This is a genomic window from Anoxybacillus sp. LAT27, assembly GCF_022030075.1.
Classification (GTDB): Bacteria; Bacillota; Bacilli; order Bacillales; family Anoxybacillaceae; genus Anoxybacillus; species Anoxybacillus kestanbolensis.
On the sequence record NZ_JAIWYK010000061.1, the window covers coordinates 135,799 to 161,634 of the forward strand.

At 42.3% G+C, this 25,836-nt stretch carries 31 protein-coding genes and 1 riboswitch; of the genes, 3 read left to right on the forward strand and 28 right to left on the reverse strand.

The window, feature by feature from the left end; translation table 11 throughout:
• Positions 1-190 precede the first annotated feature (190 nt).
• From LD028_RS03255 to serA, 3 genes are all read left to right on the forward strand, one after another.
• On the forward strand, positions 191-439 hold the full coding sequence (locus LD028_RS03255) for a ferredoxin (RefSeq protein WP_066325905.1): 249 nt from the start codon (positions 191-193) through the stop codon (positions 437-439).
• A gap of 118 nt (positions 440-557) precedes the next feature.
• On the forward strand, positions 558-1,055 hold the full coding sequence (locus LD028_RS03260) for an inorganic diphosphatase (protein ID WP_237810928.1): 498 nt from the start codon (positions 558-560) through the stop codon (positions 1,053-1,055).
• Between the two features lie 174 nt (positions 1,056-1,229).
• Positions 1,230-2,804, forward strand: a complete 1,575-nt coding sequence (serA, locus tag LD028_RS03265) for a phosphoglycerate dehydrogenase (protein WP_237810929.1) — start codon at positions 1,230-1,232, stop codon at positions 2,802-2,804.
• A gap of 29 nt (positions 2,805-2,833) precedes the next feature.
• Here serA and LD028_RS03270 read toward each other — a convergent pair whose 3' ends face one another.
• The 28 genes from LD028_RS03270 to LD028_RS03405 form a co-directional block, all read right to left on the reverse strand.
• Positions 2,834-3,646, reverse strand: coding sequence for a histidinol-phosphatase (locus LD028_RS03270; protein ID WP_006319349.1), 813 nt, complete (start codon positions 3,644-3,646; stop codon positions 2,834-2,836).
• A gap of 224 nt (positions 3,647-3,870) precedes the next feature.
• Entirely contained in the window at positions 3,871-4,572 is a 702-nt protein-coding gene (locus tag LD028_RS03275; RefSeq protein ID WP_237810930.1) for an ATPase, read from the reverse strand.
• On the reverse strand, positions 4,565-5,035 hold the full coding sequence (locus tag LD028_RS03280) for an ECF transporter S component (RefSeq protein ID WP_237810931.1): 471 nt from the start codon (positions 5,033-5,035) through the stop codon (positions 4,565-4,567). Before LD028_RS03280 ends, LD028_RS03275 begins: the two co-directional genes overlap by 8 nt.
• A complete protein-coding gene (locus LD028_RS03285) occupies positions 5,032-5,619 on the reverse strand; it encodes a cob(I)yrinic acid a,c-diamide adenosyltransferase (protein ID WP_041638200.1) in 588 nt (195 codons plus the stop codon). The genes LD028_RS03280 and LD028_RS03285 overlap by 4 nt, the downstream gene beginning before the upstream one ends.
• Before the next feature lie 11 nt (positions 5,620-5,630).
• Positions 5,631-6,059: a bifunctional adenosylcobinamide kinase/adenosylcobinamide-phosphate guanylyltransferase gene (locus LD028_RS03290; RefSeq protein ID WP_237810932.1), complete on the reverse strand. Its 429-nt coding sequence runs from the start codon at positions 6,057-6,059 to the stop codon at positions 5,631-5,633.
• Positions 6,011-6,607: a histidine phosphatase family protein gene (locus LD028_RS03295; protein ID WP_237810950.1), complete on the reverse strand. Its 597-nt coding sequence runs from the start codon at positions 6,605-6,607 to the stop codon at positions 6,011-6,013. Before LD028_RS03295 ends, LD028_RS03290 begins: the two co-directional genes overlap by 49 nt.
• The gene (locus LD028_RS03300) at positions 6,565-7,314 is read right to left on the reverse strand and encodes an adenosylcobinamide-GDP ribazoletransferase (RefSeq protein WP_237810933.1); all 750 of its coding nucleotides are present in this window, start codon (positions 7,312-7,314) and stop codon (positions 6,565-6,567) included. Before LD028_RS03300 ends, LD028_RS03295 begins: the two co-directional genes overlap by 43 nt.
• Positions 7,287-7,844, reverse strand: coding sequence for a bifunctional adenosylcobinamide kinase/adenosylcobinamide-phosphate guanylyltransferase (locus tag LD028_RS03305; protein ID WP_237810934.1), 558 nt, complete (start codon positions 7,842-7,844; stop codon positions 7,287-7,289). Before LD028_RS03305 ends, LD028_RS03300 begins: the two co-directional genes overlap by 28 nt.
• Positions 7,841-8,890 carry a threonine-phosphate decarboxylase CobD gene (cobD, locus tag LD028_RS03310; protein WP_077428649.1) on the reverse strand — a complete coding sequence of 350 codons (1,050 nt, stop codon included), beginning with the start codon at positions 8,888-8,890 and terminating at the stop codon, positions 7,841-7,843. Before cobD ends, LD028_RS03305 begins: the two co-directional genes overlap by 4 nt.
• Positions 8,865-9,797 carry an adenosylcobinamide-phosphate synthase CbiB gene (gene cbiB / locus LD028_RS03315; protein ID WP_171700300.1) on the reverse strand — a complete coding sequence of 311 codons (933 nt, stop codon included), beginning with the start codon at positions 9,795-9,797 and terminating at the stop codon, positions 8,865-8,867. The genes cobD and cbiB overlap by 26 nt, the downstream gene beginning before the upstream one ends.
• Positions 9,797-11,245 carry an adenosylcobinamide amidohydrolase gene (locus LD028_RS03320; protein ID WP_237810935.1) on the reverse strand — a complete coding sequence of 483 codons (1,449 nt, stop codon included), beginning with the start codon at positions 11,243-11,245 and terminating at the stop codon, positions 9,797-9,799. The genes cbiB and LD028_RS03320 overlap by 1 nt, the downstream gene beginning before the upstream one ends.
• Complete coding sequence (locus LD028_RS03325) at positions 11,242-12,288, reverse strand: FecCD family ABC transporter permease (protein ID WP_237810936.1); 1,047 nt, start codon at positions 12,286-12,288, stop codon at positions 11,242-11,244. The genes LD028_RS03320 and LD028_RS03325 overlap by 4 nt, the downstream gene beginning before the upstream one ends.
• Positions 12,254-13,210 carry an ABC transporter substrate-binding protein gene (locus LD028_RS03330; RefSeq protein WP_077428938.1) on the reverse strand — a complete coding sequence of 319 codons (957 nt, stop codon included), beginning with the start codon at positions 13,208-13,210 and terminating at the stop codon, positions 12,254-12,256. Before LD028_RS03330 ends, LD028_RS03325 begins: the two co-directional genes overlap by 35 nt.
• Positions 13,211-13,325: 115 nt before the next feature.
• Positions 13,326-13,517: riboswitch (cobalamin riboswitch) on the reverse strand.
• Between the two features lie 67 nt (positions 13,518-13,584).
• The gene (locus LD028_RS03335; RefSeq protein WP_275125030.1) at positions 13,585-15,348 is read right to left on the reverse strand and encodes an ATP-binding protein; all 1,764 of its coding nucleotides are present in this window, start codon (positions 15,346-15,348) and stop codon (positions 13,585-13,587) included.
• Positions 15,345-16,061 carry a response regulator transcription factor gene (locus tag LD028_RS03340; protein ID WP_041638194.1) on the reverse strand — a complete coding sequence of 239 codons (717 nt, stop codon included), beginning with the start codon at positions 16,059-16,061 and terminating at the stop codon, positions 15,345-15,347. Before LD028_RS03340 ends, LD028_RS03335 begins: the two co-directional genes overlap by 4 nt.
• A 90-nt stretch (positions 16,062-16,151) precedes the next feature.
• Complete coding sequence (gene ccsB, locus LD028_RS03345; protein ID WP_237810937.1) at positions 16,152-17,327, reverse strand: c-type cytochrome biogenesis protein CcsB; 1,176 nt, start codon at positions 17,325-17,327, stop codon at positions 16,152-16,154.
• Positions 17,328-17,339: 12 nt separating this feature from the next.
• Positions 17,340-18,956: a cytochrome c biogenesis protein ResB gene (gene resB / locus LD028_RS03350; protein WP_237810938.1), complete on the reverse strand. Its 1,617-nt coding sequence runs from the start codon at positions 18,954-18,956 to the stop codon at positions 17,340-17,342.
• 12 nt (positions 18,957-18,968) lie between these two features.
• Complete coding sequence (gene resA / locus LD028_RS03355; protein ID WP_237810939.1) at positions 18,969-19,490, reverse strand: thiol-disulfide oxidoreductase ResA; 522 nt, start codon at positions 19,488-19,490, stop codon at positions 18,969-18,971.
• Positions 19,491-19,583: 93 nt separating this feature from the next.
• Positions 19,584-20,321 (reverse strand): 23S rRNA pseudouridine(2605) synthase RluB, encoded by a 738-nt coding sequence (rluB, locus tag LD028_RS03360; protein ID WP_237810940.1) that lies wholly within the window; start codon positions 20,319-20,321, stop codon positions 19,584-19,586.
• A 79-nt stretch (positions 20,322-20,400) separates the two neighbouring features.
• Entirely contained in the window at positions 20,401-20,934 is a 534-nt protein-coding gene (locus LD028_RS03365) for a spore maturation protein (protein WP_006318252.1), read from the reverse strand.
• On the reverse strand, positions 20,934-21,527 hold the full coding sequence (locus LD028_RS03370) for a nucleoside recognition domain-containing protein (RefSeq protein ID WP_237810941.1): 594 nt from the start codon (positions 21,525-21,527) through the stop codon (positions 20,934-20,936). The genes LD028_RS03365 and LD028_RS03370 overlap by 1 nt, the downstream gene beginning before the upstream one ends.
• A 1-nt stretch (position 21,528) precedes the next feature.
• Positions 21,529-22,632: a D-alanyl-D-alanine carboxypeptidase family protein gene (locus LD028_RS03375; protein ID WP_237810942.1), complete on the reverse strand. Its 1,104-nt coding sequence runs from the start codon at positions 22,630-22,632 to the stop codon at positions 21,529-21,531.
• 69 nt (positions 22,633-22,701) lie between these two features.
• The gene (locus LD028_RS03380) at positions 22,702-23,478 is read right to left on the reverse strand and encodes a superoxide dismutase (protein ID WP_237810944.1); all 777 of its coding nucleotides are present in this window, start codon (positions 23,476-23,478) and stop codon (positions 22,702-22,704) included.
• A 57-nt stretch (positions 23,479-23,535) separates the two neighbouring features.
• On the reverse strand, positions 23,536-24,024 hold the full coding sequence (locus LD028_RS03385) for a YpuI family protein (RefSeq protein WP_237810945.1): 489 nt from the start codon (positions 24,022-24,024) through the stop codon (positions 23,536-23,538).
• Positions 24,025-24,035: 11 nt separating this feature from the next.
• Positions 24,036-24,455: a hypothetical protein gene (locus LD028_RS03390; protein ID WP_237810946.1), complete on the reverse strand. Its 420-nt coding sequence runs from the start codon at positions 24,453-24,455 to the stop codon at positions 24,036-24,038.
• Between the two features lie 118 nt (positions 24,456-24,573).
• Positions 24,574-24,846, reverse strand: coding sequence for a hypothetical protein (locus tag LD028_RS03395; RefSeq protein ID WP_006318245.1), 273 nt, complete (start codon positions 24,844-24,846; stop codon positions 24,574-24,576).
• 7 nt (positions 24,847-24,853) lie between these two features.
• Positions 24,854-25,192, reverse strand: a complete 339-nt coding sequence (locus LD028_RS03400; protein WP_006318244.1) for a hypothetical protein — start codon at positions 25,190-25,192, stop codon at positions 24,854-24,856.
• A gap of 23 nt (positions 25,193-25,215) precedes the next feature.
• Positions 25,216-25,521 carry a hypothetical protein gene (locus tag LD028_RS03405; RefSeq protein ID WP_141653489.1) on the reverse strand — a complete coding sequence of 102 codons (306 nt, stop codon included), beginning with the start codon at positions 25,519-25,521 and terminating at the stop codon, positions 25,216-25,218.
• Positions 25,522-25,836: the final 315 nt, after the last annotated feature.

The window sequence follows — 25,836 nt, forward strand, 5'->3', positions numbered from 1 at the left end:
CTCCATTTTCCCTTTCATTTTACCAGATTAAGCGAAGCAATGTGAGGGAAAACTGTGTACTGATAAGCATTTTCATTGGAGTTTTTTATTGAAAAGTTACCGCAACACATTTATTATAAAAGTGTGAGGAATACGTTTCCAACGTTTCATATGAAACGATTGGTTCCATATAATTAAGGAGGGTCATTGTATGCCAAAGTACACGATTGTTGACAAAGAAACATGTATTGCCTGTGGTGCATGTGGAGCAGCTGCACCTGATATTTACGATTACGATGATGAAGGTATCGCTTACGTGACATTGGACGACAACCAAGGTATTGTCGAAATACCAGACGTATTGATTGACGATATGATGGATGCGTTTGAAGGCTGTCCAACAGACTCGATCAAAGTCGCGGACGAGCCATTTGATGGCGATCCAAACAAATTTGAATAAGAACAACTAAGGGCAAACTTCACGTGAAGCTTGCCCTTTTCTTTCGTTCAGTCATTGTCACCACTTGTCCAATCGACTATAATAAAAAAGTATACATAACAAAAAGGAGGAATTTGGCATGGCGTTTGAAAACAAGGTTGTTGAAGCGTTTATTGAAATTCCAACAGGTAGCCAAAACAAATATGAATATGACAAAGAGCGGGGCGTATTTAAACTCGATCGCGTCTTATATTCATCAATGTTTTATCCTGCGGAATACGGCTACTTAGAAAATACACTTGCATTAGATGGCGATCCGCTCGATATTTTAGTTATCGTGACAAATCCGACATTCCCTGGCTGCGTTATTGAAACACGTGTCCTTGGCTACTTAAACATGGTAGACGGTGGCGAAGAAGATGCAAAATTAATTGGTGTGCCTGTTGACGATCCTCGCTTTGCTGATGTGCGTAGCCTTGAAGATCTTCCACAACATAAATTAAAAGAAATCGCTCATTTCTTTGAGCGTTATAAAGATCTAGAAGGAAAGAAAACAGAAATCGGTACATGGGAAGGCCCAGAAGCGGCTGCAAAACTCATTGACGAATGCATCGCTCGTTACAACGAACAAAAATAAATACACTTCATGCGTTAAGCTGGCTTTTGGCCAGCTTTTTGTCTTTTTTCCGAACATTCATATATAAAAACGCTTTCATTTGTATGACCTTTCCGAAAGTTATTGACACGTGCATACGGGCATGTTAAATTATCAGAAATTTAAAAACTTATTAATTGAAAGGAGCGAATGTTTGTGATTCGCATTTTAGTAGCTGATGCAATGAGCGAAGAAGGACTTGCCCCACTCCTTGCTGATCCAACGATCGAAGTCGTGCAAAAAAAGGTAAGCGAGGTGGAGGACGAACTTGATCAGTTCGACGCGCTGCTCGTTCGTAGCGCGACAAAAGTGACTGAACAATTACTGCAAAAAATGACAAATCTAAAAATTGTAGGACGCGCTGGCGTCGGGGTGGACAATATTGATGTCGATGCAGCTACACGATACGGTGTCGTCGTCATTAACGCTCCAAACGGCAATACAATTTCGACAGCGGAACATACATTTGCGATGATGGCTTCATTAGTGCGCCGTATTCCACAAGCGCACATTTCAGTCAAATCACGTGAATGGAATCGTTCCGCTTTCGTCGGTGTCGAGTTATTCGGAAAACATTTAGGTATTATTGGATTTGGTCGCATCGGTTCTGAAGTAGCGAAGCGGGCGCGCGCATTCGGTATGCACGTTCACGTATACGATCCATTTTTAACGAAAGTACGAGCAGAAAAAATTGGTGTCGATGTTTGCACGCTTGATGAATTGCTTGCACAAGCAGATATCATTACTGTACATACACCGCTAACAAAAGAAACGAAAGGGCTTCTCGGTCCAAAAAACTTAGCAAAAACGAAAAAAGGTGTATATTTAATTAACTGCGCGCGCGGTGGCATCATCGACGAACAAGCGCTCATTCCGTTTTTAGAAAACGGACATGTGTCAGGCGTTGCGCTCGATGTATTTGAACAAGAGCCACCGGGAGACCATCCGCTTCTCTCTTTTGATAACGTCGTTGTCACTCCACATCTTGGGGCATCGACAGTCGAAGCGCAAGTGAACGTAGCGACACAAGTCGCTGAAGAAGTATTAACATTTTTACAAGGAAAACCGGTCACATCGTCGATTAACTTGCCGACACTTTCAAAAGATGTATACGAAAAAATTCAAGCTTTTTATACATTAGCTCGAAAAATGGGTATTTTAGCTTCGCAATATATGAGCGAGCCGGTTCAAGAAATTGCGATTACGTATTCAGGATCTGTTGCTGATTTAGAAACGACATTCATTACGCGTAGTTTGCTTGCTGGATTTTTAAAACCTCGCGTTGCTTCAACTGTCAACGAAGTAAACGCAGCAATGATCGCCAAAGAACGCGGCATCGCCTTTAGTGAAAAATTTTCAGCAAACGGAAACGACTACAACAACAGCATTACGTTAACTGTATATGGCGAAAACAAAACATTTACGTTGAAAGGTACCCATATTGCCCACTACGGTGACCGGATCGTTCATTTTAATGGCTTTGCGATCGATTTTGCTCCAGAAGGGCATTTGTTGTACATTCAACATCATGATAAACCGGGAATGATCGGAAAAGTCGGTAACATTTTAGGTGACCATCAAGTCAACATCGCAACGATGCAAGTTGGTCGCCAAGAAGCGGGTGGAAAAGCGATTATGATGCTTTCACTCGATAAACCACTTGATGACGCACTCGTTGAAACGCTCGAACAAATTAGCGATATTGATGTTGTCAAGAGATTAGAAGTATAAAAGGTTCAGCCGCGCAGCTGAACCTTTTTTTATCCAAGTGGAACCGCTTTTCGTTCCCCTTTACAAAACGTCATAACTTCCTTGTAACCGACTGTTGTAGCGAGAGCGATCGCTCGATCATAATCCGCCCCAACATCTTGCGGCACGTGTGCATCAGACGATAACACAATTGGAATGCCTTTGTCGTAGCACATTTGTAATAGACGAGGATCAGGATATAGTTCCCCAACAGGTTTACGCAAACCTGCTGTACTAATTTCAACGCACGTTTTCGAGTTGGCTAGTGCCGTCGTGGCACGATCGTACTGTTCTAACAAAAATTCCTCATCTTCTGGCACGTATTTAAAAATTTTCACTAAATCTAAATGACCGATAATGTCAAATAAGTTCGACTCAGCTAGCGTCACCACTTGATCGAAATATTTTCGATATGTATCGTATAGATCGCGACGATCCCACTCTTTCCGAAACTCAGCTAAATCGATACCAAAATCATCAACCCAATGAATCGAGCCAATGACATAATCAAAATCGTAAGCGCGAATAAACTGCGCCATTTCTTCATGTTTGCCTGGCGTGTAATCCATTTCGATCGACATTTTCACATCAATTCCGGCATCCCACGCTTCATGAAATAAACGAACGTAATCAGCCATATCATAGTAGCGACGTTCTTCAATCCATGGATTCGATAAAATATTTTTCGTCTGATAAAAATGATACGCATGCTCGGAAATACCGAAATGTTCAATGCCTTTCCGCGCAGCTTCGTCCGTAAATTGCTTTAAATAATCAAGCGTTAACGTCCCACGCTCTAAATGATTATGGTAATCTGTTAACATCGTTCTCTCCCCCTCTCTCGTATTGTTTTACATTATATAGCACAACATTCTCTTTTTCTAGTTGTTTAATCCAACAAGAAACAGTAAATGAATGCATGCAGCCATCCCAACAACAACGAGCACTCGTTTCATCATATCTTCCATCGTTTATTCCCTCCCGTTCGCGATAACCATATATGTTGTATGCAAAAATACGAACGGTTAGAACGATAAAACATGACATTTTACAATTCATTTACAATCGGATAAAAAAGCGTTCCAGCAAGTGACTGCAATAACGACTCTTGCTTTTGATGATAACTTACAAGCACACATGTCGCTGGGCCAGCAGAAGCATGTGGCGGAAGGGAACAACGAAATGGTCGTTCCCCATGCATAAGCTTCCACTCATGCGATATCCCTTTTGAACCAACTGGGATTATTTCATACACTCCATCTACCTGCAGCAACATGCGAAATAAAGAAAGCGGAATGATTCGATCTTTCTTACGTATGACCGCTTCACCAACGAGCGGTTCTCCGATGACAGCCCAACGTGCATCCATTGGTGTAATATTTATTCTCTTTTCCTCTTTCCGTACCGTTCCGACAGCAACAACCCCAACAGCTGATTGCATAAGCGGCATATTTGATTCGCTACTTCCTGTTATAGGAAGCGACAACTGTAACTCCGCCATCGTTTGTTGGACGCCTGTAACAAGTGCATCCCATGAACGATCATCGACAAAGTTTTGTAGTACAAAGGCTTTTGGCGTTGCTCCAATGCTCATCAGTTCCATAAGCGAAACGCGAGCTCCATAGTAACTAACAACATCATATGGCGCTTGAACAACATCATATTGCTTTAAGCCAATTCCACCTGAACAGTCAGCGGCAAAAACGAGCTCATGTTGTTCATCAAATGGCACGCATAATACGTCACGCATGCTGCTTCCCCCACGCGCGTTGCAACGCTTTCGACACGACAACAGCAATCGCTAAATTGACGCCCGTAGCTAATGCAAGAGACGGAATGATAGAAAGTACAAACGCCGGGCTCATGATCCATACAAAAGGTAAAGGTGCAAGTAGTGCATTACCGATAAAAAAACATACATAACTAAAAATGAACCATCCTCGTCTTATCAACAAGCCGACAATGTATAAAAGAGCGGCCATTTCAATAGCCACAAGTATATGAAATGGACCAAGCGGAAATCCGCCAAATAAAGCAGATACAACATGTCCAACACTTACCACAACCGCAGCAGCTGTTGGCCCGAGCAAAACAGCTGCTACAACCGCAGGTGCGCTATCGAGCGCAATACTTCCGATTGTAAATGGGATTTTGATAAGCGAACCGATGACAGATAGACTAATAAACATAACAAGCAACGTGAAACGCCTCATTCCGATTCACCTTTTTTTTCATTTTTATCACGAAACACAATCGCGCTTCGTTCATATTCTACATCTTTTACTTGCAAGCGAGCGTTGACGACGCGCGCAACGGCAAATAAATAGTCTGATAAACGATTCATATATTGTAAAACGACTTCATTCGTTTGTTGTTGCTTCATTAACGCTACAACACAACGTTCTGCTCTTCGTGTCACCGTCCGTGCCATATGTAACGCAGCAGCTTGTGGAGACCCCCCTGGCAAAATAAACCGTTCAAGCGGCGGCGCTTGTTGAATATATGCATCAATGCGTTCTTCTAAAAACGTCACCATTTCTGCTTTTACTTTATATGGTATTTTTTCACCGACAATGGCTAAATCACCACCGCAATCAAAAAGTTCATGTTGAATACGTTGCAGTTCTTGATAAATATCACGAAACTTTTCGTCTTGCAATAACGTCATTGCCCAGCCGATCATCGAATTTGCTTCATCAATCGTTCCGTACGCTTCTACGCGCACATCGTTTTTATCAACTCGTCCTCCAACTAAACTCGTTTGTCCTTTGTCACCTGTTTTTGTGTACAACTTCATCCGAATCACCCCTATTTTATTTGTTCATTTATGCCGCACCATACATAATCTACACGACTACATATGTGCGCAAGTTGTTGATACGTCCAACCAACTGCATCTCGCCACGCTCGTTCATGTGCATCGATTGGTACGATCCCTTGATTCATATCGCAGCCAATCCAAACGACCGTCCGTTCTTTCTCTTTTTCCCATCGCTCCCATGCATTCATATACGACAGGATTTTTTCTTTTTCACGTGTTGTATAAGGAAGAAAATATTCGCGAATCCATTGTTCAATTCCTTCAAGGACGACGACAGGTACAGTTTTATATTCGTTTGGAAGTGGGAGTGCCTTTTCATACGCACAATGCCAAACATGTGGTGTATGCGTTAATGCATAATATGCGTTTACCCATTTTCGCTTTCCTTGAAAAGCACCGCCGCTAACGAAATGCATCGCTTTCTCTCCCTCCAACGTTCTCTCGTATTATAAAGCGTCACTCCTTCACCAAATGGGACATGCCATTTCCAAAACGGGCGTACGTCTGGCGCGTACTTTGATAATATATAACGAATCACTCCACCGTGCGTCACAACAACAACATGCGATACCGACCGATAAACAACATCATCAATCGCTTGTTCCACACGTGTCTCAAACTCGGTCAACGTCTCTCCGTTCGGAGGTGCATAACGAACCGGATCATCGAGCCAATGGCGATACGCTTCAACTGCTTGCAATTGCTCATACGTTTTTCCTTCAAAATCGCCAAAATGGAGTTCACGCCAACGATAGGAACATTCAATGACGTGATTCGGAAACAAAACATACGCTGTTTGCCGACAACGGAGCAAGTCGCTTGTCATGACAATATCCGCTTCAAGCTGATGCGACACACGCGGTTGCTTTACAATAGGTACATTCGTCCAACCGATATATTGTTTCTCCTCGTTTTCTTTCGTTACAAAATGGCGAATATATGTAATAGCCAAATGACGAGCCACAAACATGTTTCACTCCCTTCAATAAACGCACCTAGCACATCTCCTGTCATCCCACCAAACTGCTTTATCGCAAACACGCGCGCGACAACATAATACAACATTAATGATAAGAATAATACGATCGTTTCAAACGATAACAAAGCAATCAGGCCGTATACAACGAGAAATGGCGCATACCGATGATCGACATGTTGGCGGAAGGCTACCGCCATCCCGGTTTGTTTCGCAAGTGGTGTTGTCAATAAAAGCAACGTCATTCCAAAGCGAGAAAATAACGGAATACAAAAAAGGGAAAACAACGACATGTGAGAAACCGTTTCAAACATAAAAATGAAACGAAAACCGAGCAAAAATAAAATGGATAACACCGCAAATGCTCCGACACGAGAGTCGCTCATAATATCGAGACGTCGCTGTCGATCACGATACGAAAAATATGCATCGCTACAATCCATCCATCCGTCCGCGTGCAATCCTCCTGAAAGAAAGATAGAGGAAAATAATAATAAAAACGACAAAACAAGCGAAGAAATGTGATCGGACAGTACCACATGTATGGCAACAAGAAAAAGTCCGATGATTGCACCGACGAAAGGAAACGAAAGGACAGCCACACGCGCTGTTCGTTCATTCCAATCCACTTGCATACGAATGGGGATGATCGTTAAAAACTGTATCGCTAAGACCACTCCGTGCCACATGGCCATCTTCCTTTCTTCACAATCGGCAAACCGTAACGCATCAAAATGGCTACATCACTACACGCAACAATCTGTTGATGCAATAAACCAAGACCGTGCATATACGTATACGTTCCTCGTTCGTTTGGTATACCGTCATAAAATATTTCGTTACTTACAATCACAAGCCCTTTTGCTTTGTTCCCTAATTGCTTAATTTGTTGCACGATGCGTGGTACTTTTTCCTTCACATCCCATATATAATCGCGAAACAGCTCATTAGCCCATAAGTTTGTTAAACAATCAAGTAAAACAACATCACGCCCCCCAAACATCGGCATGATACAATCGAGATCATACGGTTGTTCCCACGTTTGCCAGCCGTCATGTTTCCGTTGTGCTTGGTGGTGAGCAATGCGCGCTTCCATTTCTTCATCTGTCCGCAGCGCTGTGGCAATATAATGAAGGGAATCAGTCGGTTCGGCGATCATTTTCGCGCATCGTTCTGCGAATGAAGACTTTCCGCTACGCACCCCTCCGCTAATAAATACAATCATTGCTTCCACCTTCTTAAATAAAAGAGGAGGTGATCGTTTTCCTCTTTCGTTCGAACCGCAAAACGGACATATTTTCCGTCCAGTCCTCGAAAATTAAACGTATGCCGTGCGACAATACCATGTTGTAAAAGAAAAGGAAAAAGCGTGATCGTTTCATCGTATAACATATAAAAATTGACGACAGACGGTGAATATTTGTAGCCAAGTTCATTCAATTGTTCAAATACTCGTTTTCGCTCCGATGCAATGTACACTTTCGTTCGCTCCACAAATGCATCGTCTTTTAATAATTGTTTCGCTATTTGTTGAGCAATCGTATTGACGCTCCACGGTGGCTGTTTTTTCATTAACTTTTTTACGACGTGTTCGTGTGCGAGCACATAGCCGAGCCGTACACCTGCCAGTCGATACATTTTCGTTAACGACCGCAACACAATTAAGCGGTCAAACGTGCGTAAAAAAGAAGAAACGGAATAACCGTCAATCCAGAAGTCATAAAATGCTTCGTCAACGACAACATATACTCCTTCATCATGCGCCGCATTTAACAACGTATGCATCGTTTCTTCTGACCATACGGTACCGGTCGGATTGTTCGGATGACAAACAAATAGCGCGTGTAAAGACGGCAAGTTCGCAACCATTTGGTCTAGCGGTGGTTGCCAATGTTCATCTAACATAAACGAATGAACGGTACAACCGTAAGCTTCACATGCCTGACGATATTCTGAAAACGTTGGCTCAATGATACCAATATGTTTTCCTGCAAATTGTTCAGCAAGCAAATAAATGCACTCAGCAGCACCATTTCCAACAAAGACGTTTGACGGCATGACATGTTCTCGTTCAGCAATAATCGTACGAAGCGTCTCACTTCGCTCTTCTGGATATTCACTCATCCAACGCAACCACTGTTGTTCTATTGTCACATGTTCGTGCTGAAGCGGATTTACATTGACGCTAAAATCAATATATGAACGCGGGGCTTCCATCTGCATCGCTTCGTATAACCGTTGCGGATTAGCCCCATGTGCAGGTAAGCGCAAGCAAACTCCCCCCTATCGTAAATGCAATGGTCGTTCGTTTCATCACCGCCACAGCTTGTTTGATATGCATAGACGTGAGCGGAACGGACGCATCGCCAATTGTCGGACGAACAGATACAACTCCTTGATATGTATTCACTCCCCCGAGCTGAACATCTAATAACGCCGCCATCGCCGCTTCGCACCATCCGCTATTTGGGCTCGGATGATTGCGTGCATCACGAAATAATAGTTTCCATGCTCGTCTGTTGGCACGATGGACAAAGAGCATAGCAAGCGCTGTCATTCGGGCAGGAACGTAATTAAGCACATCATCGAAACGAGCGGACGCCCAGCCAAATTGAGCATATCGTTCGTTCTTATAGCCGAGCATCGAATCGCACGTATTCACGGCGCGATACAACATGGCTAACGCTCCCCCACCAAGAAAAGCATAAAAAAGGGGCGCCGTTACTCCATCGCTCGTATTTTCCGCTACCGTTTCCACACATGCACGCACAATTCCATCTTCTTGTAACTTCTCTGTGTCACGTCCAACGATCATCGCCACGTTTTTTCTCGCTTCATCGATGTTGCCTCTTTTTAGCGGATCAAGTACATCGTATGCGGCTTTTGCTAATGATGTTGGCGCAATCGAAGTAAAAATGATAATCGCTTCAACGAAAACCCCCACTATAAGAGAAAGTCGATATGCGCTTGCAATCAATGCGTAACTTATTACAAATGTGAACGTACAGACGACAAAAAGGGTGAACACTCCTTTTCCTTTTCGCCATCTTCCTTTATTGAAACGACGATCCATATACGCAATCATTTGTCCAATCCAACAAACCGGATGGAAGCGGCGGGGATCGGCGAGTAGACGATCGAGCAAAAGTGCCAACCATACCGCCCATATATGCGTCATCAACTTTCACCCTTTCGTTTTCGATAACGATCAATGGCTGTTTGCGTCGCTTCATATACGAGACGAGCTAGCTGTTTACCAATCGTTGTAATTGTTCCTGCGTATTCATAATATGTTCCTTGTTGGGACGCAGCGATGGCCGTACAATCAGTTGACGTGCCTGTAGCGATTGTATTCGTTTGTGGATCGACGACTTGTTTATCATACAACGCCTTTGCTTTTGCTTCTGTTACAGTCATTAGCGCTTGCACAAATGCAGCTTCTGACAAATGGCCATCAATGAAAACAAACGTATTAATCGTTCCAGGAGAAATAACCGTATCTGTACGACGCCACGCATTTGCACTATCAACGGCATTCCCCACCCCAGCAGTTACTGCAACAAAAAGACGAACATCTTCATGAACAGATGCAAATGCGACATCGTTTACATCGACCGCTGTCATCATTCCTACGGTCCATTGCTCATCAAATCCTCTTTGGCGCAAAAATTGAATCATCTCTCGTTCAGCATCATCACAATAATAATCAAGCGAAACGTGCCGATTCACAAACGTTGTTGCCCAACGCATACCGCCGCCAACAAGAGCCGATGAAATCACTTTAAAAGGTTTTATCGTTTCAACGACAAGCAGCTTTTCGTCCTGCCTCACGTTCCATAACACGTCATCAATTTGTTGTTCTGAAAATGGAACAAACGTCACAAGCGGTTTTGGCAATACCGGGTGTTCGTAACGCTTCATCTTCGTCTCAAACACAGATGCAATCATCGATTCATTCAACAACTCTTTCGGTGTGCCACACGCCACTACCTTTCCATCTCGCAAAAAAAGAAGACGATCGCAATAGAGCGATGCGATGTTTATATCATGAAAAATAGCAATGACCGTCAGTTTCGACTGTTTTAATAAATTCAACAACTTAAACTGCTGAGCCACATCCATATGGTTCGTCGGTTCATCTAACAACAACACGCGCGGTTGTTGCGCAAGCGCGCGTGCAAGCGCTGCTCGCTGACGTTCTCCCCCGCTTAATTGTTCTAATAAGACATGCTGTTTATGTGCTAACGTCACACAATGAAGTGCCTCGTTGACCACTTGTTCGTCTTCCTCTGTCCATTGCGGAAAGAGAGATGACTGATAAGGATATCGTCCAAGTTCCACCATCTCTTTCACTGTATATCCAAATGAAACATCTGTATGTTGTGGCAACGCCGCAACAAGTTTGGCATATTGTTTCGGTTTATACGTTTCAATATGCTGCCCACAAATAAAAATGGCTCCCTTTTGTAAAGAAAGATCTCGGCTTAACAGTTTCATTAACGTTGTTTTTCCTGACCCGTTCGGACCTAAAATACCGAAAAACTCTCCTTCATAAACAGTAAACGAAACGTTTTGTAATACTTGTTTTTCTCCATATTGATAGGAAATGTGTTTGACATCAATCATACTGATCCCGTCTTCCGTTTTAAACTTTTAAATAACAATATGGCAAATAACGGAGCCCCGATGAACGATGTAATGACTCCGATCGGCAATTCCCTCGGTGAAACAATCGTTCGTGCCACAACATCTGCTAACACTAAAAACGTGCCACCGTACAAAAAAGAAAGTGGCAATAATTTCCGGTGATTTGCCCCACAAATCAAACGCGTCATATGCGGAATGACAAGCCCAACAAAGCCGATCGTGCCCGATACAGCTACCGCTGCGCCTGTAAGCAAGGAAGCGCTAAGTAAAATCCATAACTTTTTTCGCAACACATGTACGCCAATGTTTGCTGCTGTTCGCTCGCCAAATGAAAAAGCGTTTAACTCGCGAATATGTGTAAATAAGCCGAGAGAACCGATGATAAAAAACGGTACAAATAAAGAAACATATGACCAACCGCGCATCGCGACGCTTCCCATGAGCCAGCTAATGACTTGACGCAATTCCTCACCACTAAGGGCAACCATAAGTGAAATAACCGAGCCGAAAAACGCATTCATGATAATGCCGATTAAAACGATCGTTTCAATTCCCATATTGCGTTCTGCAAGTCGAGCAAATAATAAAACAAACAATAATGTCACGAGCGCACACATAATGCTCACGATAGGTAACGTAAAGCGTCCGAGAAACGACAAATGAAGTTGAAAAAAGAAGACGAGTACCGCTCCGACAGCAGCGCCAGATGATACTCCAATCGTATACGGATCAGCTAAAACGTTTTTTAAAAGCCCTTGGAACGCTACACCAGCAAGTGCTAAAGACGCCCCAATCAAAAAGGCGAGCACCACTCTCGGCATACGAATCGCAATAATAATTTGCGAAATGGTGGCGGGAACGTCCATCGGTGTATGAAACAAATGATGCGACAACGTGTCCCATATAGAAGAAAAGGGAATCGATTGTGATCCAATCGATATCCCTAATAATAGTGCAACGATCGCAATGATGGATGCAGTCATATAGTTATTTAAAAATGTCTGGATAAACGACTTTGGCAATTTCTTCGACCCCTTCAGCTAAACGTGGTCCTGGACGAGAAACTAAATCGGAATTAACATCGTATACGCGTTTATTTTTAATTGCAGGAACTTCTTTCCAAGCTGGGCGAGCGAGCACTTGCTCGACAGCGTTCGGTGTATAGTAACCGTACGTCGTAATAATGACGTCTGGATTTAACGCCACCGCATCTTCTTCAGTAAACATCGGCCATCCTTCTTGGTCGCCGGCTGCGTTTTTCGCATGAATGATCGTTAACATCTCATCCATAAAAGTTCCTTTTCCAGCTGTATAAATTTCTGGAGCAGGAGAAACTTCTACCCAAACGGTCGCTTCTTCTTTCACTTCTTTCGCCTTTTCAGCGATGGCATCAATTTTTTGTTTCATTTGTTGTACAACATCTGTCGCTTCTTTCACTTTTCCTGTCGCTTTTCCGATGAGTTCAATCGATGCATATACGTCGTTGAGCGACGTTGCGTTTGGTACAACAACAACTGTAATGCCTGCATCTTTTAATTGCTTTAATCCTTCTTCAGAGTTATGAGCACTCGATGCATGCGCAAGCACAACGTCTGGTTGAAGCGAAATAATTTTTTCTACATTAAACTCCATACCACCAATTTTTTCTTTGTTTTTCACATCTTCTGGATAGTTATCAAAGTCGCTGACACCAACAATTTTGTCACCAAGTCCTAATGCGTACGCAATTTCTGTATTACTCGGAATAAGCGAAACAATTTTTTTCGGTTCTTTTTCAATCGTGACATCACCAACCGCATCTTTTATGGTGACTGGAAATGCGGCTTGTTCCGTTTTCGCTTCTTGCTTCGTCTCTTTTGCTGGCTCTGCGTTATTGTTGCATGCCGCTAATCCGAGCGTCAACAAAAGCGCAAGAAGCCATACGTAATGTTTCCATTTCATCATTTTTCCCCCTTTTTTATGTATAAAAATAAAAAGCTCACCCCAAACGGAATGAGCTGGAAACAACAAAAGATAATTACTCCTCTTGTCGTTTCGTCGTCTCACTCCCCGAAGACGCGAATGACGAAGCAAAAAGGCAGGTCTACTGACTTATGCGTCATCCTACTTTGAAGCCTTCCCGTACAAATTGTACAGTGGCACGTTTCATTTCGTCAGCATTTACAGTTGCGGGGACAGTTCTGGACTTGCACCAGATTCCCTATTAAGTCTACTAGGTTGCCCGTTCGACACCTTTTTGCAACGGACATATGTAATTGTCGAACAATTTTTACGTTTCTATCATAGCGAAAAATATCGTTAATAGCAACAAGTTTTTTCTATTTTAATGGCAATGTAAATGTAAATGTCGTCCCTTCTCCGAGTTTGCTATGAACAGTAATTGTTCCTTTATGCGCTTCGACGATGTTTTTCGCAATCGCAAGACCTAATCCTGTACCCGATCGGCCGCGCGTACGTGCTTTATCCGCTTTATAAAAACGTTCAAACACAAACGGTAAGTCTTCTTCTGGAATGCCCGAACCAGAATCTTGTACAGAAATGCGTACTCTTTCTTCATCCCCATCGACAATGACGCGCACTTCTCCGCCTTCACCTGTGTGACGAAGAGCGTTATCAATTAAGTTCGTCAACACTTGTTCAATGCGATCAGGATCAAACGAAACGATACGTTCATCGTTCATATCTACAAATAAACGAACGCCTTTTTCTTTCGCTAACGCTTGAAACTTATGAATAATGCGCTCTATATATGGTTTGAGCGGTACTTGTTCGTGATGAAGCGTTAAATGACCCGCTTCCATGCGCGCTAAATCAAGCAAATCATTAACGAGACGACCCATGCGCAACGATTCATCATAAATGACTTTTGCTAGCTCTTTTTTCTCTTCATCTGTTGCCGCAATATCATCGACGATCGCTTCACTATATCCTTGTAACATGGCAATCGGCGTACGTAATTCATGAGAAACATTGGCGATAAAATCTTTGCGTAACTTATCGAGCCGTCGTTCTTCCGTCATGTCACGAAGCACCGCAACAGCTCCACGAATAACTTTACCATTGTATAGCGGCGTCATGACAATGACCCAATTGCGACCTTGTAAAGCGATTTCGGCAGCTTGTTCCTTTTCTTCCGTTACCGCTTTTTTGAACAATTCATTTACTTGCGGAGGAAGGGGTAATAAATCGTCGCGCTGCCCTTGTTCGTAGTACCATGCTTGTAAAAATCGGTCGGCAGGTGGGTTTGTAATAAGCACTTCGCCATTTCGATTGAGCGTAATGACGCCATCCGCCATGCTGCTTAAAATGCTTGCCAATTGCTCTTTTTCTTGGTTTAACGCATTAATGTGAAATTGCAGTTGCCGTCCCATTTGATTAAATGCCATTGCCAGTTCCCCGATTTCATCATGAGTAACAATCGGCACTTTTGAGTCAAACTTTCCACGGGCAATTTCAAATGCCACTTGTCTCATTTTTCGGAGCGGAGCTGTAATGCGTGTGGACAAGAAAAAGGCGAATACCGTCGTTAAAACAATCGCAATAAATGCTGCAAGAAAAATAAATTTCGTCGTTTGTTTTGTCGTTTCTTCCACCGCTTTCAACGATTGATACACGAATACAGCACCGTTTCCATCAGATATATGAAGCGGGACACCGACAATAAACAGCTCGTTATATTCATTGTTTCGCATCGTTTGATTTGGCATTAATGTTCGTTTCACTACCTTTTTTCCATCAAAAACGCGCGATAACTGTTGATCTTGTTGTACAAATGAAAGCGGCAAGTCGGCAAGCTTCTCATTCGGCGAATACCAATAATGGCGATCGTCGATAATAATCATGAGCTTCGATACGTCATCAACCATCGTCCACGCAATCGAGCGTGCAAATTGTTCATCATGTTCTGCCACGACACGCGCCACTTTCATTGCTTGTTGGGTCAGCTGATCTCCTGTCTTTTCTAAATAATATTTTTCAAAAAAACCGAGTAACAAAACCGTTAAAATAAAAAGAACAAAAGCAACGAGCAACAAAATCGTCAGCCATAGCTTACCAACGACACTACGCCATAGCGCCATCATTCATTCACGACCTCAAATTTATACCCGACACCCCAAACGGTGACGATCATTTTCGCTGCAGCTGGCGACACTTTATTTAGTTTTTCACGCAACCGCTTCACGTGCGTATCAACCGTGCGCAAGTCGCCAAAAAATTCATAATGCCACACTTCTTTTAACAACTGCTCGCGATCAAACACTTTATCTGGCGATTTCGCTAAAAAGTGAAGCAGCTCATACTCTTTCGGAGTTAAACTGACTTCATGTCCATCCGCTGTCACACGATGTGCATCATGATCAATCGTTAAGTGTGGAAAAACAAGCACATCCCTCGCAGTCGTATCCGTCGGTACATATGGAGAGTTGGCTGTGCGACGAAGCAACGCTTTCACACGAAGCACGACTTCACGTGGACTGAACGGCTTGACGATATAATCGTCCGTTCCTGCTTCAAATCCTTGCACGCGGTTCGCTTCTTCTCCTTTGGCCGTCAACATAATGACTGGCGTCGCTTTTTTCTCACGCAATTGTTTACATACTTCAATGCCATCTTTTCCTGGTAACATCAAGTCAAGCAAAATCAAGTCATAATCATTTTCAAGCGCTAACGCTAGCGCCTCCTCACCATTTTCCGCCTCATCAATGACGTATTGCTCACGTTCTAAATACATGCGAAGCAAACGGCGAATTCGTTCTTCATCATCAACAACTAAAATTTTAACTTCCTTCTCCATGATGTCATACCTCCTCAATCACTATTGTACAAAACCGCCAAACTTTTTTCTACTTCTCATAAGAAAAGCGCCTTCGCAATGAAGGCGTTTTTAAGATCCAGCATATGAATGTAAGCCAGCAATGACTAAGTTAACAGCTACTAAGTTAAACATAATGATCGCAAAACCGATGACCGCAAGCCATGCGGAACGTTCACCATGCCATCCTTTCGATAAACGCAAATGTAAAAACGCCGCATAAAACAACCATGTAATAAGTGCCCATACTTCTTTCGGATCCCATCCCCAAAAACGCGTCCATGCAATTTGCGCCCAAATCATTGCAAAAATAAGCGCACCGAGCGTAAACACTGGGAAACCGATCGCTACGGAACGATAGCCGATTTCATCAACTAAATCTAAATTGACGTTTTTCACAAGTGGTTGTAATGCGGCTGCGATACGCTTGCGTAAAACAAGACGAAGCAAGCCATATAACGCAAGACCAGAAAATAAAGACCAAATGACCGTATTTAACTTGCGCGCATTAATGATAGCCGGTGTGTCAACAAGCGGTGTCATGCGCCCATCCGTTTTTAACACACCTTCATGCGGACCGACAAGCGCAGGCATATGGTATACCATTTCATCTTGCTTTCCGTTTTTATCGATCCATTCAAACGTTGCTTCATAGCCCGCCACGCGAAACGATGTGGTCACGATAACAAAACCAAGCGTACTAATTAAGAAAAATAATACGAATTCAAGCCAAAATGTCCGCTTGCTCGGCTTTGATTGATCAACAACGCGAATTAAATAAATGAGTCCCGCGGCAAAGCTAATCGCTAAAATGGCTTCCCCAGCTGCTGCTGTCGTCACATGAATATGCAACCAATCGCTTTGTAAAGCTGGAATGAGCGGAGAAATTTCCCGTGGAAACATGCTTGCGTAAGCGATGACTAAAATAGCAATCGGTAAAGTAAATAAACCGAGTAAGCTTGTTCTGTAAATAAAATAAATGACGATAAACGCACCGACAAGCATCATGCCGAAAAATGTTGTAAATTCAAACAAATTGCTGACAGGCGCATGACCAGCGGCGATCCAGCGCGTAATAAAATAACCGAGCTGGGCAACAAATCCGATGATCGTCACAACGATACCAAGCGTTGCCCAACGATCAAGTCCCTCTTTCTTTTTGACACGAATCGCGCCACCAAAGAAAAGTGTCGCAATTAAATAAAGAACAAATGCTATATATAGTAACGTACTACTTAGTTGAACCACGATGTTTCCCCCTTATGACCGCTTGTCCGTTTGATCGATCGGCATGACAAACGGTGTATCATGAAATATGCTTTCAAGCTCTTTTTTCAGTCCAAACCAGTTTTTATTCGTATGCGCAGCAATAAGCACTTCTTCATTCATTCGGCGAATCCATACGCGACGGTGGTTCCAATACATTCCTTGAATAAGGCCGATCATAAAAATCGCGCCACCAACGCCTAAAATCCAAAGTGTAAAATCGCGCCGCACCGTTAATGCTGATACGTTTCGTGTTTCAATTCCTGCAAACGCCATTTTATACTTGTTGTCGCCGAGCGGTTCAATCGTTTGACGAATGGCAGTAAAGCTCACTTCCCCTTTTGGACGATCTGGGGCAAACATTTTAAATACGAACGCTGGATTGTTCGGTACTTTCGAACGCGTATTTGGATTGCCGTTTTCATCAAAATAAAAATCTGGAAAATAGCTTAATAGTTGAACTTTATACCCATTACCAAGATCATATTCTTTTTCAGGTTGAATTAAATCAATCGTAATCGTGCCAAACGATTTGTTCGTTTGTTTATCTGTCAAATGAAACGACATGCTTTTTAATTCATCTAGCTTAAAATCAACTTGATATAACGCGTAATGATCATGTTTTAACGGTTCGTTGACACGAATCGAAAAACTTTTTATTTTTTTAAGCTTCGGCTCTTCGCCCGAAATGACAGGACCGATACGCTCGTACAATACGACGTCCGTTTGATAGTTTTTCGCCATCATTCCGTTACCGACGCGATCAATCGCCGCTTGAAACGCTTCTTTCTCTTTTCCTTTCTCATACACTTCAAAAATAAACTTTTTATTTTCTAAAAAATATTTTCCGTTCGTTCCCGGAATTTCTTTTATTTCTCCTTCGCGAATCCACATATTTTCATCGACATACATGCCCGGAACGAAGCGAAGCATCGCACCGATGAGAAAAATGATAAGTCCTATGTGATTCACATACGGTCCCCAACGGGAAAAACGCCCTTTTTCTGCTAAAATGTTTCCGTTTTCTTCACGAATACGATACCCTCGTTTTGTTAGCTTGTCCATGACGCTTGGCAATGCCTCTTCATAATTCGTTACTTGTGAGCGACTAAATAGCCGTTGGCGTTGCAAAAATTGTTCATTGCGCGTCACCCGTTGATTGTTTAACGCACGATACAGTGGCACGACACGGTCTAAACTACAAATGACAAGCGATACACCAATGAGTGCAATAAGCAGCATATACCACCATGAACTATACAAGTCATGGAAGCCGAGCGCATAATACCATTTTCCGAGCCAACCGTATTGTTGTTCATAATATTCAGCTGGAGATACCGTTGGCGGAATATACATTTGTTGCGGATAAATCGTGCCAATCGCGGAGGCAATTAGCGTAATTACAATGAGCCAAACCCCAACTTTGACAGATGAAAAAAAGTTCCAAATTTTATCGATGATCGTTTTGTTGTACGTTTGCGAACGGCGTGCGCTCCCTTCATAGCGCATATCTAATAACGTTGGCACTTCTTCAAGCGGCTTGCCACACGCTTCACAAAGCACCGTTCCGATCGGATTAACATGTCCGCATTCACATTTTACTTGTTCCATGTTGAAAACCCCTTACGGCTTAATTCGCTCCATATGTTTTTTTACATCTTCTTCCGTCATCGTTCCTGTGATGATATCTACAATTTTTCCATCTTTGTCGATTAAAAATGTCGTTGGCAATGGATTAATATCGTATGCATTCATCACTTGATCTTGTTGATCAATCACAATTGGGAACGTAAGCTGAAAGCGATCAACGAATGTTTGTACCGTCACTTTCGCCTCACCAACATTGACCGCAATCACTTCTACTCCCTCATTTTTATATACGTCGTATTGTCTATTAATGTATGGCATTTCTTTTTCACACGGTTTACACCAAGTTCCCCAAAAATTTAAAAACACACCTTTTCCTCGGTAATCAGATAGTTGAACTTTGTTGCCGTTTAAATCCGTTAGTACGAAATCCGGCGCTGAATCACCAACTTGGATCGCCTTTTTGTCAACAAATACATTGGAATAAATCGTATAGCCAATAGCTACAAGCATCATGACTAAAATGATCGTTCGAAGCCAAAATCGCTTTTCTTTCATCGCCAACTCTCCTATAAACCGTTTTCATCAACCTCATTATACAAGTTACTACTATACAAATAATGAAAATGATTTGAACAAATTGTGACAAAATTATGATGGAAAAGGCGAACCAGCTAGCGCTAACGTGCGCAATTGTTTCACTTCATGCGGTGATAGCTCGCGATAGTCTCCAGGATTGAGCCCTTTTAAATCTAAAAAAGCGTAGCGTTCTCGTTTTAATTTCAATACAGGATGACCGATGGCTTCAAACATGCGACGCACTTGACGATTGCGTCCTTCATGAATGTGCAGTTCAACAATCGCTGTTTGTTTTCGTTTATCGATCGATAACACTTTCGCTTTCGCTGGCGCCGTCATACCGTCTTCTAACGCTACTCCTTTTTCCAGCTGTTTTATTTTTTCGCGTGCAGGTATTCCTTTTACTTTTGCGATATACACTTTTTCAATTTCATAACGCGGATGCATTAATAAATTTGCAAACTCACCATCGTTTGTTAACAACAATAACCCCGACGTATCGTAATCTAGCCGTCCGATCGGATAAATGCGTTTGTTGACATGTTTGAAAAAGTCGGTCACTACTTTTCTGCCCTTTTCATCTTTTACGCTCGAAATGACGCCACGTGGCTTGTACAACAAATAATATACCGGCTCTTCGCGCTCAAGGGGAATGCCGTCTACTTCAATGCGATCTTGTGGGCTTACTTTTACCCCAAGTTCTGTTACGACTTTTCCATTTACTTTCACTTTTCCTTCGACGATTAATTGCTCTGCCTTTCTTCGCGATGCCACACCGGCATGAGCAATTACTTTTTGTAATCGTTCCATTTCATTCACCTCACTATATAGTTTTACCACATTCAGTACAGGAGTTCAAAAATAAGAAAAAGCGATCATATCGACCGCTTCATTTTCCAAACATCCATAACACAATAAGAAATGATACGATAAAGCTAACGAGATCGGCAAGCAAGCCAACTTTTAGAGCATCACCCATTTTGCGAATGCCGACCGCACCGAAGTAGACAGTAAGTACATATAACGTCGTTTCTGTACTTCCTTGGATCGTGGAGGCTAACCGCCCGATAAATGAATCTGGTCCGTATGTTGCGATTAAGTCCGTCACAATGCCGAGCGATGCCGTTCCTGAAATCGGACGGATGATCGCAAGCGGAACGACTTCAGACGGCAGTCCGAGCGGGACGATGAACGGTTTTATATATGAAATAAAAAAATCAAGCGCACCGGAAGCGCGAAAAACGGAGACAGCAACGAGCATACCAACTAAATACGGAATGAGAGAAAAAGCGATTTGAATTCCCTCTTTTCCCCCTTCAACAAACGCCTCATACGTCGGCACACGCTTGTACGTTCCATGCAACAAGATACAAGCGATTAAAATAGGAATAAGCCAAAGCGATAAAAATTGAATAACGTGCATCACAGTCCTCCTTTTTTCCGCCTCCGTATGTAAAACGCGCGGTCAATCATAATCGCTGATATCGTGGCAATAAGGGAAGCGACAAATGTCGTGCCAATAATTTCTCCAGGTGAAGCTGATTGATATGTCATGCGAATTGATATGACCGTTGTGGGAATAAGCGTAACGCTTGCGGTATTTAAAGCGACAAACGTAATCATCGAACGGCTCGGTTCATCTGTTTGACCGTTTAGTTGCTTTAATTGCTCCATCGCTTTAATGCCAAGTGGGGTCGCAGCATTCCCTAACCCGAACATGTTTGCCACCATATTTGATAATATATACCCAAGCGCAGGATGGTCAGGCGGCACTTCCGGGAAAATTTTTTTTGCAATTGGGCGGAACAAATGGGCAAAAAACGAAAGTAGCCCAGACCGTTCAGCAATTTTCATTAAACCGAGCCAAAAAACGAGGACGCTAATTAAACCAATGCTAATTGTCACCGCCTCTTTCGCCCCTTGAAACATCGCTTCGTTCACATCTTTCATCGTTCCGTTTATTCCCGCAAACAGAAGTCCGATAAGCAAAAGCGCCACCCAAATGACATTAACCATCTCACCACACCCCTAACAACCAGTCAAAAAAAGAACGTCTTTTCTTTTGCTGTTTATAAAAAATAGGCGTTTCATCGACCTTTTTGTTTCCGATATACAGTTCAGCCTTTCCAACAATCGCTGGCACCCCTGTTTCTTTCCATCGTTCTTGCGGGCGAAGTAATTTTCGTTCTAAACGAATAAGCACCTCTTCTTTTTTTGTAACTGGATATATAAAATCACGTGCAACAAATAGGTGGTTATTATAAAATGGGTTTTCGATCTGTCCTACGATTTCATCGGCTTTTACGGTCACTAGTTCGTAGTGCGCAAATCCATATTCATACATCGTAATATGGTCGTTCCAATCATCGCCTGCATTAATCGTCACTGCAATGAGGTCAAGACCACCTTTTGATGCGGTTGTCACTAATGTTCGCTTTGCTCTCTTCGTATATCCTGTTTTCCCCCCTGTACAATATTCATACAAATGCGTCAACAGTTTATTTTTATTACGCCAAACGCGGTCCCAATCTTCTGTCGGATTTGGCGCACGATACAATTTCGTTCCCGATACTTCACGAAATTGTTCATTTTGCATCGCATATCGCATCAGTAGCGCCATGTCATATGCGGTGGAATAATGATTTTCTGCATCATCTAACCCGTGAGGATTCGCAAATTCCGTATTTGTCATGCCGATTTCTGCAGCCTTTTTGTTCATTAAAAAAACGAAGCCTTCGACGCTACCGCCAACATGCTCAGCGATCGCCACCGCCGCATCGTTTCCAGAACGAAGCATCAATCCATATACTAAATGTTTGAGCGCAATTTTTTCGCCTGGTTTTAAATAAATCGAAGATCCTTCTGTCCGAACCGCCCGTTCACTTACTGTCACAATCTCTTCCCATTTTCCTGATTCAATCGCTAAAATGGCGGTCATAATTTTTGTAATGCTCGCAATGCGCCGCTTTGTATGCGCATCTTTTTCAAATAGTACCCGTCCTGTCGTCTGTTCCATTAAAATCGCGCTTTTGGCACTCACCGACATCGCCTTCGCTTCATTCGGAAAAAGCGAACAAAAAAAACAAAGCACGATCACCCATACAAACCATTGCCGTCGCATACACCCTCATCCCTTTGTCCGTTTTGTACAAGTGTATGCATAAGTACATGATGTATGACAAAAAGACCGCTACATGACGCGGTCTTTTGCTTTTACAAATCGTCGCGCGACATCATCCCAATTGACAACGTTCCACCATTGTTGAACGTACGTTGCGCGATCGTTTTTATATTGCAAATAATATGCATGCTCCCACACATCTAACACAAGGATCGGAACAGTCGTCCATTGTGTGCCGTTTTGATGTTTTTCCGCCTGTAAAATTTCTAACCTCCCTGCAAACGGTGACCAAACGAGAAGCGCCCATCCGCTTCCTTCCACTTGCTTCGCCGCTTCCGTAAAATGTCGTTGAAACGCTTCGAAGCTGCCAAAATCGCGCTCGATTTGTCGAAGTAACTCCCCAGCCGGACGCCCACCGCCACGCGGTTTCATATTGTTCCAAAACATTGTGTGTAAATAATGCCCCGATCCATGAAACGCAGCTTCGCGCTCCCAATGTTTTAATAACGCATAATCATTCTTCTCACGCGCTTGTTGCATCATTTTCTCCGCGCGGTTCAATCCGTCGACGTAGCTTTGATGATGTTTTTCATGATGCAAACGCATAATTTCTTCAGCGATATACGGCTCTAATGCATTGTACGCATACGGTAGTTTAGGTAACATATGTCCTCCGATCGGTACGCGCTTCCGTTGTATTTGTTCATATATGTTTGTCACTTGTTTATGAATGCGCGCGACATCTCCACGTTCAAGCTCCATGTTTAATCGCTCAAGCGCCTCTTCCTCTACAAATGGCTTTACACGCTCAAGCCACGCTTGCACGTTATGAATATATTGTTGCATACTCCACCTCCTTCGGCATCATATGCAACAAAAAAAGAAGCTGACACACGCAGCTTCTTATTGCGATTGAATCATTTTTGTTCGGTAGTCTGTTTCATAAAATTCGAGTTCTTCCCGCATCGTTTGAAAATCAGCCTCAATCGCATGAAGCAATTGTTGTAACGATGGAGGAGCAGGTTGACGCAATTTAATCGAATGTCTCCCTGTATACGCTGAGCGGCTATCTTCATACCATAAATCGCGCTTTGGCGTAAAAAATTCCGCCACACATGAATGATAAATTTTATATAACGCCTGTTCTGCTGCGGCTTTCCGAAACGGTTCTTCTTGAAGGACAATGCGACATGCGTCAATCCCTTCTTCACCATATACAGCTAAACGGCGTAAGTCCGCAAGCACCCCTTCATAATAATGGCGGTCTCCTGCGCATTCTTCTTGCATTTGCTCAATCGTCGTTTCGTTTAAATAACGAGTAATTTGTTCTACGATGCCACTTAGCAGCTGCTCGACTTGCTTTGTTTGGTTAAGAACAACAGTGTTACCCATAGTATCCTCCTTTACGGTTGCGCAATAAATAAAAGCGGTGATTTCACATCGTACGCTTGTTGTTTTGCAAGCGACTCAAATACTTCGGGCAATTTCGCAAAGTCGATCGATGAAAAATAGCGACGAAGCTCTTCTTCCTCACTTATATATACACGTTTTCGCGTCCGAAGTGATGGATCGACGAGCAAACAAACGAGCGCGACAATATCTTTAAAATATACGTCTTTCCCACTTGCTTGAAATACAGGATCTTGTTCATACGGCGTCCATTGTGAAAAACGCTCATCGAAATATCGAACATATAACACATGCAACGTCCGCTCCGTTCCATCATCGTCAACAAACGTTACTTCCGAACGGTTAAAAAAATCCTCCGACGTATTCGGCTGTGCTTTTTGCAATTCATATCCATGACAAGAAATAATTCTCACAAACGATACACCCCTTTTTCAACAACGAAGCTACATTTATTTTACCATAAATTACGAATCGTGCGAAAAATTTTATCATTACTATAAAAAGAAAAAACAGGCGCATAAAGGCACCTGTTTACTTTCCTAGCAATATGCCGATTTCGTATAAAAAGACCGCTAAACATAATGCACCGATCAGACTTGGGAGCCATATTTTCATTTTTATCTTTTTCTTAGAAAAGCCGTAGCGTTTTTCTATTTTATGCAAAAAAACAAATCCAAAGACAACGATAAAAATTCTAATGGCACTTTGTACAATTGTTATATCCACATACGTTTCGATAAAGTAATCTATCATTCTTCCAAAGATGAGAGCGAAAATAAGAAAAATGAAAAAGCTAAAGCTCATTGACAATTCACCTTTTTAATAGTTTATGCTTTAGTGAGAGTCGCTTCGTATAATCTAAAACAGAATTTGAATGATCGATAGTAATTTTTTGTTTGTAATACTCATTCCCACTATAGTCAATAACACTAATAACGACAAAATCTAATTTACGCAAGCAATCAATCTCTTTAAAGAAGTCTAAATATACTTTATACGCATACGGAAACTGTATTAAGCTATATTTATGATGTTGGAAAAATACAGCGATAATCAAGTCTTTTGTTATTTCAAGCTCGTACTCTTCATTCAATATAATTACAGCATATGGTGAAATTAACGACATTTTCACTTTATCAATGTGTAACATAGAGCAACACTTACCTTTTTATTTTATCTGCGCTGACCATTCATCATGGATGTCGCCTTCTTTCCGGCTTCGCTAATTCGTTGTATTTCATTTTTGACGTACTGAATAACCGCATTCGTGCCTTTTTTTACCCCTCCAATAACTTTATCATCTACTGAATACATATTGTTCGCTATTTCTGTCACGATCACAGCCGCAGCTCCACACTTATGAGATGTCGCTTCACTCATTCCTGACTTTTTACATACTTTATAACCAGCCCCGTAAGCAACACCATCCGTCATTATTTTACCGACTAGCAACTTTGTTGTTGCATCCACTACATTCAAAAAAATCATCCCCCTCACCATCTTTTATATTACATAATACGTATATATTGTAAAAAAAAAAAGACAGTCAATACATTTCACATTTTTTTCACTTTAAATCGAGCAGGAGGAGGTGATTAACCATACCCCTCAAGTTTAGTGGTTAAGCATCGATGTATCCATACACCATGTTTGTGATCATTAGCCGAAGAAAAACCACATGTTTTTAAGCATGCCAAATAACCCTCTTTGAGAGGGTTATTTCCAGACTGTTGAAAAACGATTTTGTCAAGGACAAAATCGTTTTTCTTTTGTTAATATGTTAAAGGAAAACTA

What these genes read in the sequence shown, in the direction of transcription:
- LD028_RS03395 (WP_006318245.1), bottom strand. Translation starts at nt 24,846, where the DNA reads ATGAGCTTTAGCTTTTTCATTTTTCTTATTTTCGCTCTCATCTTTGGA.
- LD028_RS03400 (WP_006318244.1), bottom strand. Translation starts at nt 25,192, where the DNA reads ATGTTACACATTGATAAAGTGAAAATGTCGTTAATTTCACCATATGCT.
- LD028_RS03305 (WP_237810934.1), bottom strand. Translation starts at nt 7,844, where the DNA reads ATGATTGTATTTATTAGCGGAGGGGTGCGTAGCGGAAAGTCTTCATTC.
- LD028_RS03285 (WP_041638200.1), bottom strand. Translation starts at nt 5,619, where the DNA reads ATGAAGTTGTACACAAAAACAGGTGACAAAGGACAAACGAGTTTAGTT.
- LD028_RS03270 (WP_006319349.1), bottom strand. Translation starts at nt 3,646, where the DNA reads ATGTTAACAGATTACCATAATCATTTAGAGCGTGGGACGTTAACGCTT.
- LD028_RS03260 (WP_237810928.1), top strand. Translation starts at nt 558, where the DNA reads ATGGCGTTTGAAAACAAGGTTGTTGAAGCGTTTATTGAAATTCCAACA.
- LD028_RS03275 (WP_237810930.1), bottom strand. Translation starts at nt 4,572, where the DNA reads ATGCGTGACGTATTATGCGTGCCATTTGATGAACAACATGAGCTCGTT.
- resB (WP_237810938.1), bottom strand. Translation starts at nt 18,956, where the DNA reads ATGGAACAAGTAAAATGTGAATGCGGACATGTTAATCCGATCGGAACG.
- LD028_RS03290 (WP_237810932.1), bottom strand. Translation starts at nt 6,059, where the DNA reads ATGCATTTCGTTAGCGGCGGTGCTTTTCAAGGAAAGCGAAAATGGGTA.
- LD028_RS03335 (WP_275125030.1), bottom strand. Translation starts at nt 15,348, where the DNA reads ATGATGGCGCTATGGCGTAGTGTCGTTGGTAAGCTATGGCTGACGATT.
- LD028_RS03300 (WP_237810933.1), bottom strand. Translation starts at nt 7,314, where the DNA reads ATGGCCATGTGGCACGGAGTGGTCTTAGCGATACAGTTTTTAACGATC.
- cbiB (WP_171700300.1), bottom strand. Translation starts at nt 9,797, where the DNA reads ATGACGCATATATGGGCGGTATGGTTGGCACTTTTGCTCGATCGTCTA.
- LD028_RS03385 (WP_237810945.1), bottom strand. Translation starts at nt 24,024, where the DNA reads ATGGGTAACACTGTTGTTCTTAACCAAACAAAGCAAGTCGAGCAGCTG.
- LD028_RS03380 (WP_237810944.1), bottom strand. Translation starts at nt 23,478, where the DNA reads ATGCAACAATATATTCATAACGTGCAAGCGTGGCTTGAGCGTGTAAAG.
- LD028_RS03365 (WP_006318252.1), bottom strand. Translation starts at nt 20,934, where the DNA reads ATGCACGTTATTCAATTTTTATCGCTTTGGCTTATTCCTATTTTAATC.
- LD028_RS03280 (WP_237810931.1), bottom strand. Translation starts at nt 5,035, where the DNA reads ATGAGGCGTTTCACGTTGCTTGTTATGTTTATTAGTCTATCTGTCATC.
- LD028_RS03255 (WP_066325905.1), top strand. Translation starts at nt 191, where the DNA reads ATGCCAAAGTACACGATTGTTGACAAAGAAACATGTATTGCCTGTGGT.
- rluB (WP_237810940.1), bottom strand. Translation starts at nt 20,321, where the DNA reads ATGGAACGATTACAAAAAGTAATTGCTCATGCCGGTGTGGCATCGCGA.
- LD028_RS03370 (WP_237810941.1), bottom strand. Translation starts at nt 21,527, where the DNA reads ATGGTTAATGTCATTTGGGTGGCGCTTTTGCTTATCGGACTTCTGTTT.
- LD028_RS03375 (WP_237810942.1), bottom strand. Translation starts at nt 22,632, where the DNA reads ATGCGACGGCAATGGTTTGTATGGGTGATCGTGCTTTGTTTTTTTTGT.
- resA (WP_237810939.1), bottom strand. Translation starts at nt 19,490, where the DNA reads ATGAAAGAAAAGCGATTTTGGCTTCGAACGATCATTTTAGTCATGATG.
- LD028_RS03340 (WP_041638194.1), bottom strand. Translation starts at nt 16,061, where the DNA reads ATGGAGAAGGAAGTTAAAATTTTAGTTGTTGATGATGAAGAACGAATT.
- LD028_RS03320 (WP_237810935.1), bottom strand. Translation starts at nt 11,245, where the DNA reads ATGATTGATGTCAAACACATTTCCTATCAATATGGAGAAAAACAAGTA.
- LD028_RS03330 (WP_077428938.1), bottom strand. Translation starts at nt 13,210, where the DNA reads ATGATGAAATGGAAACATTACGTATGGCTTCTTGCGCTTTTGTTGACG.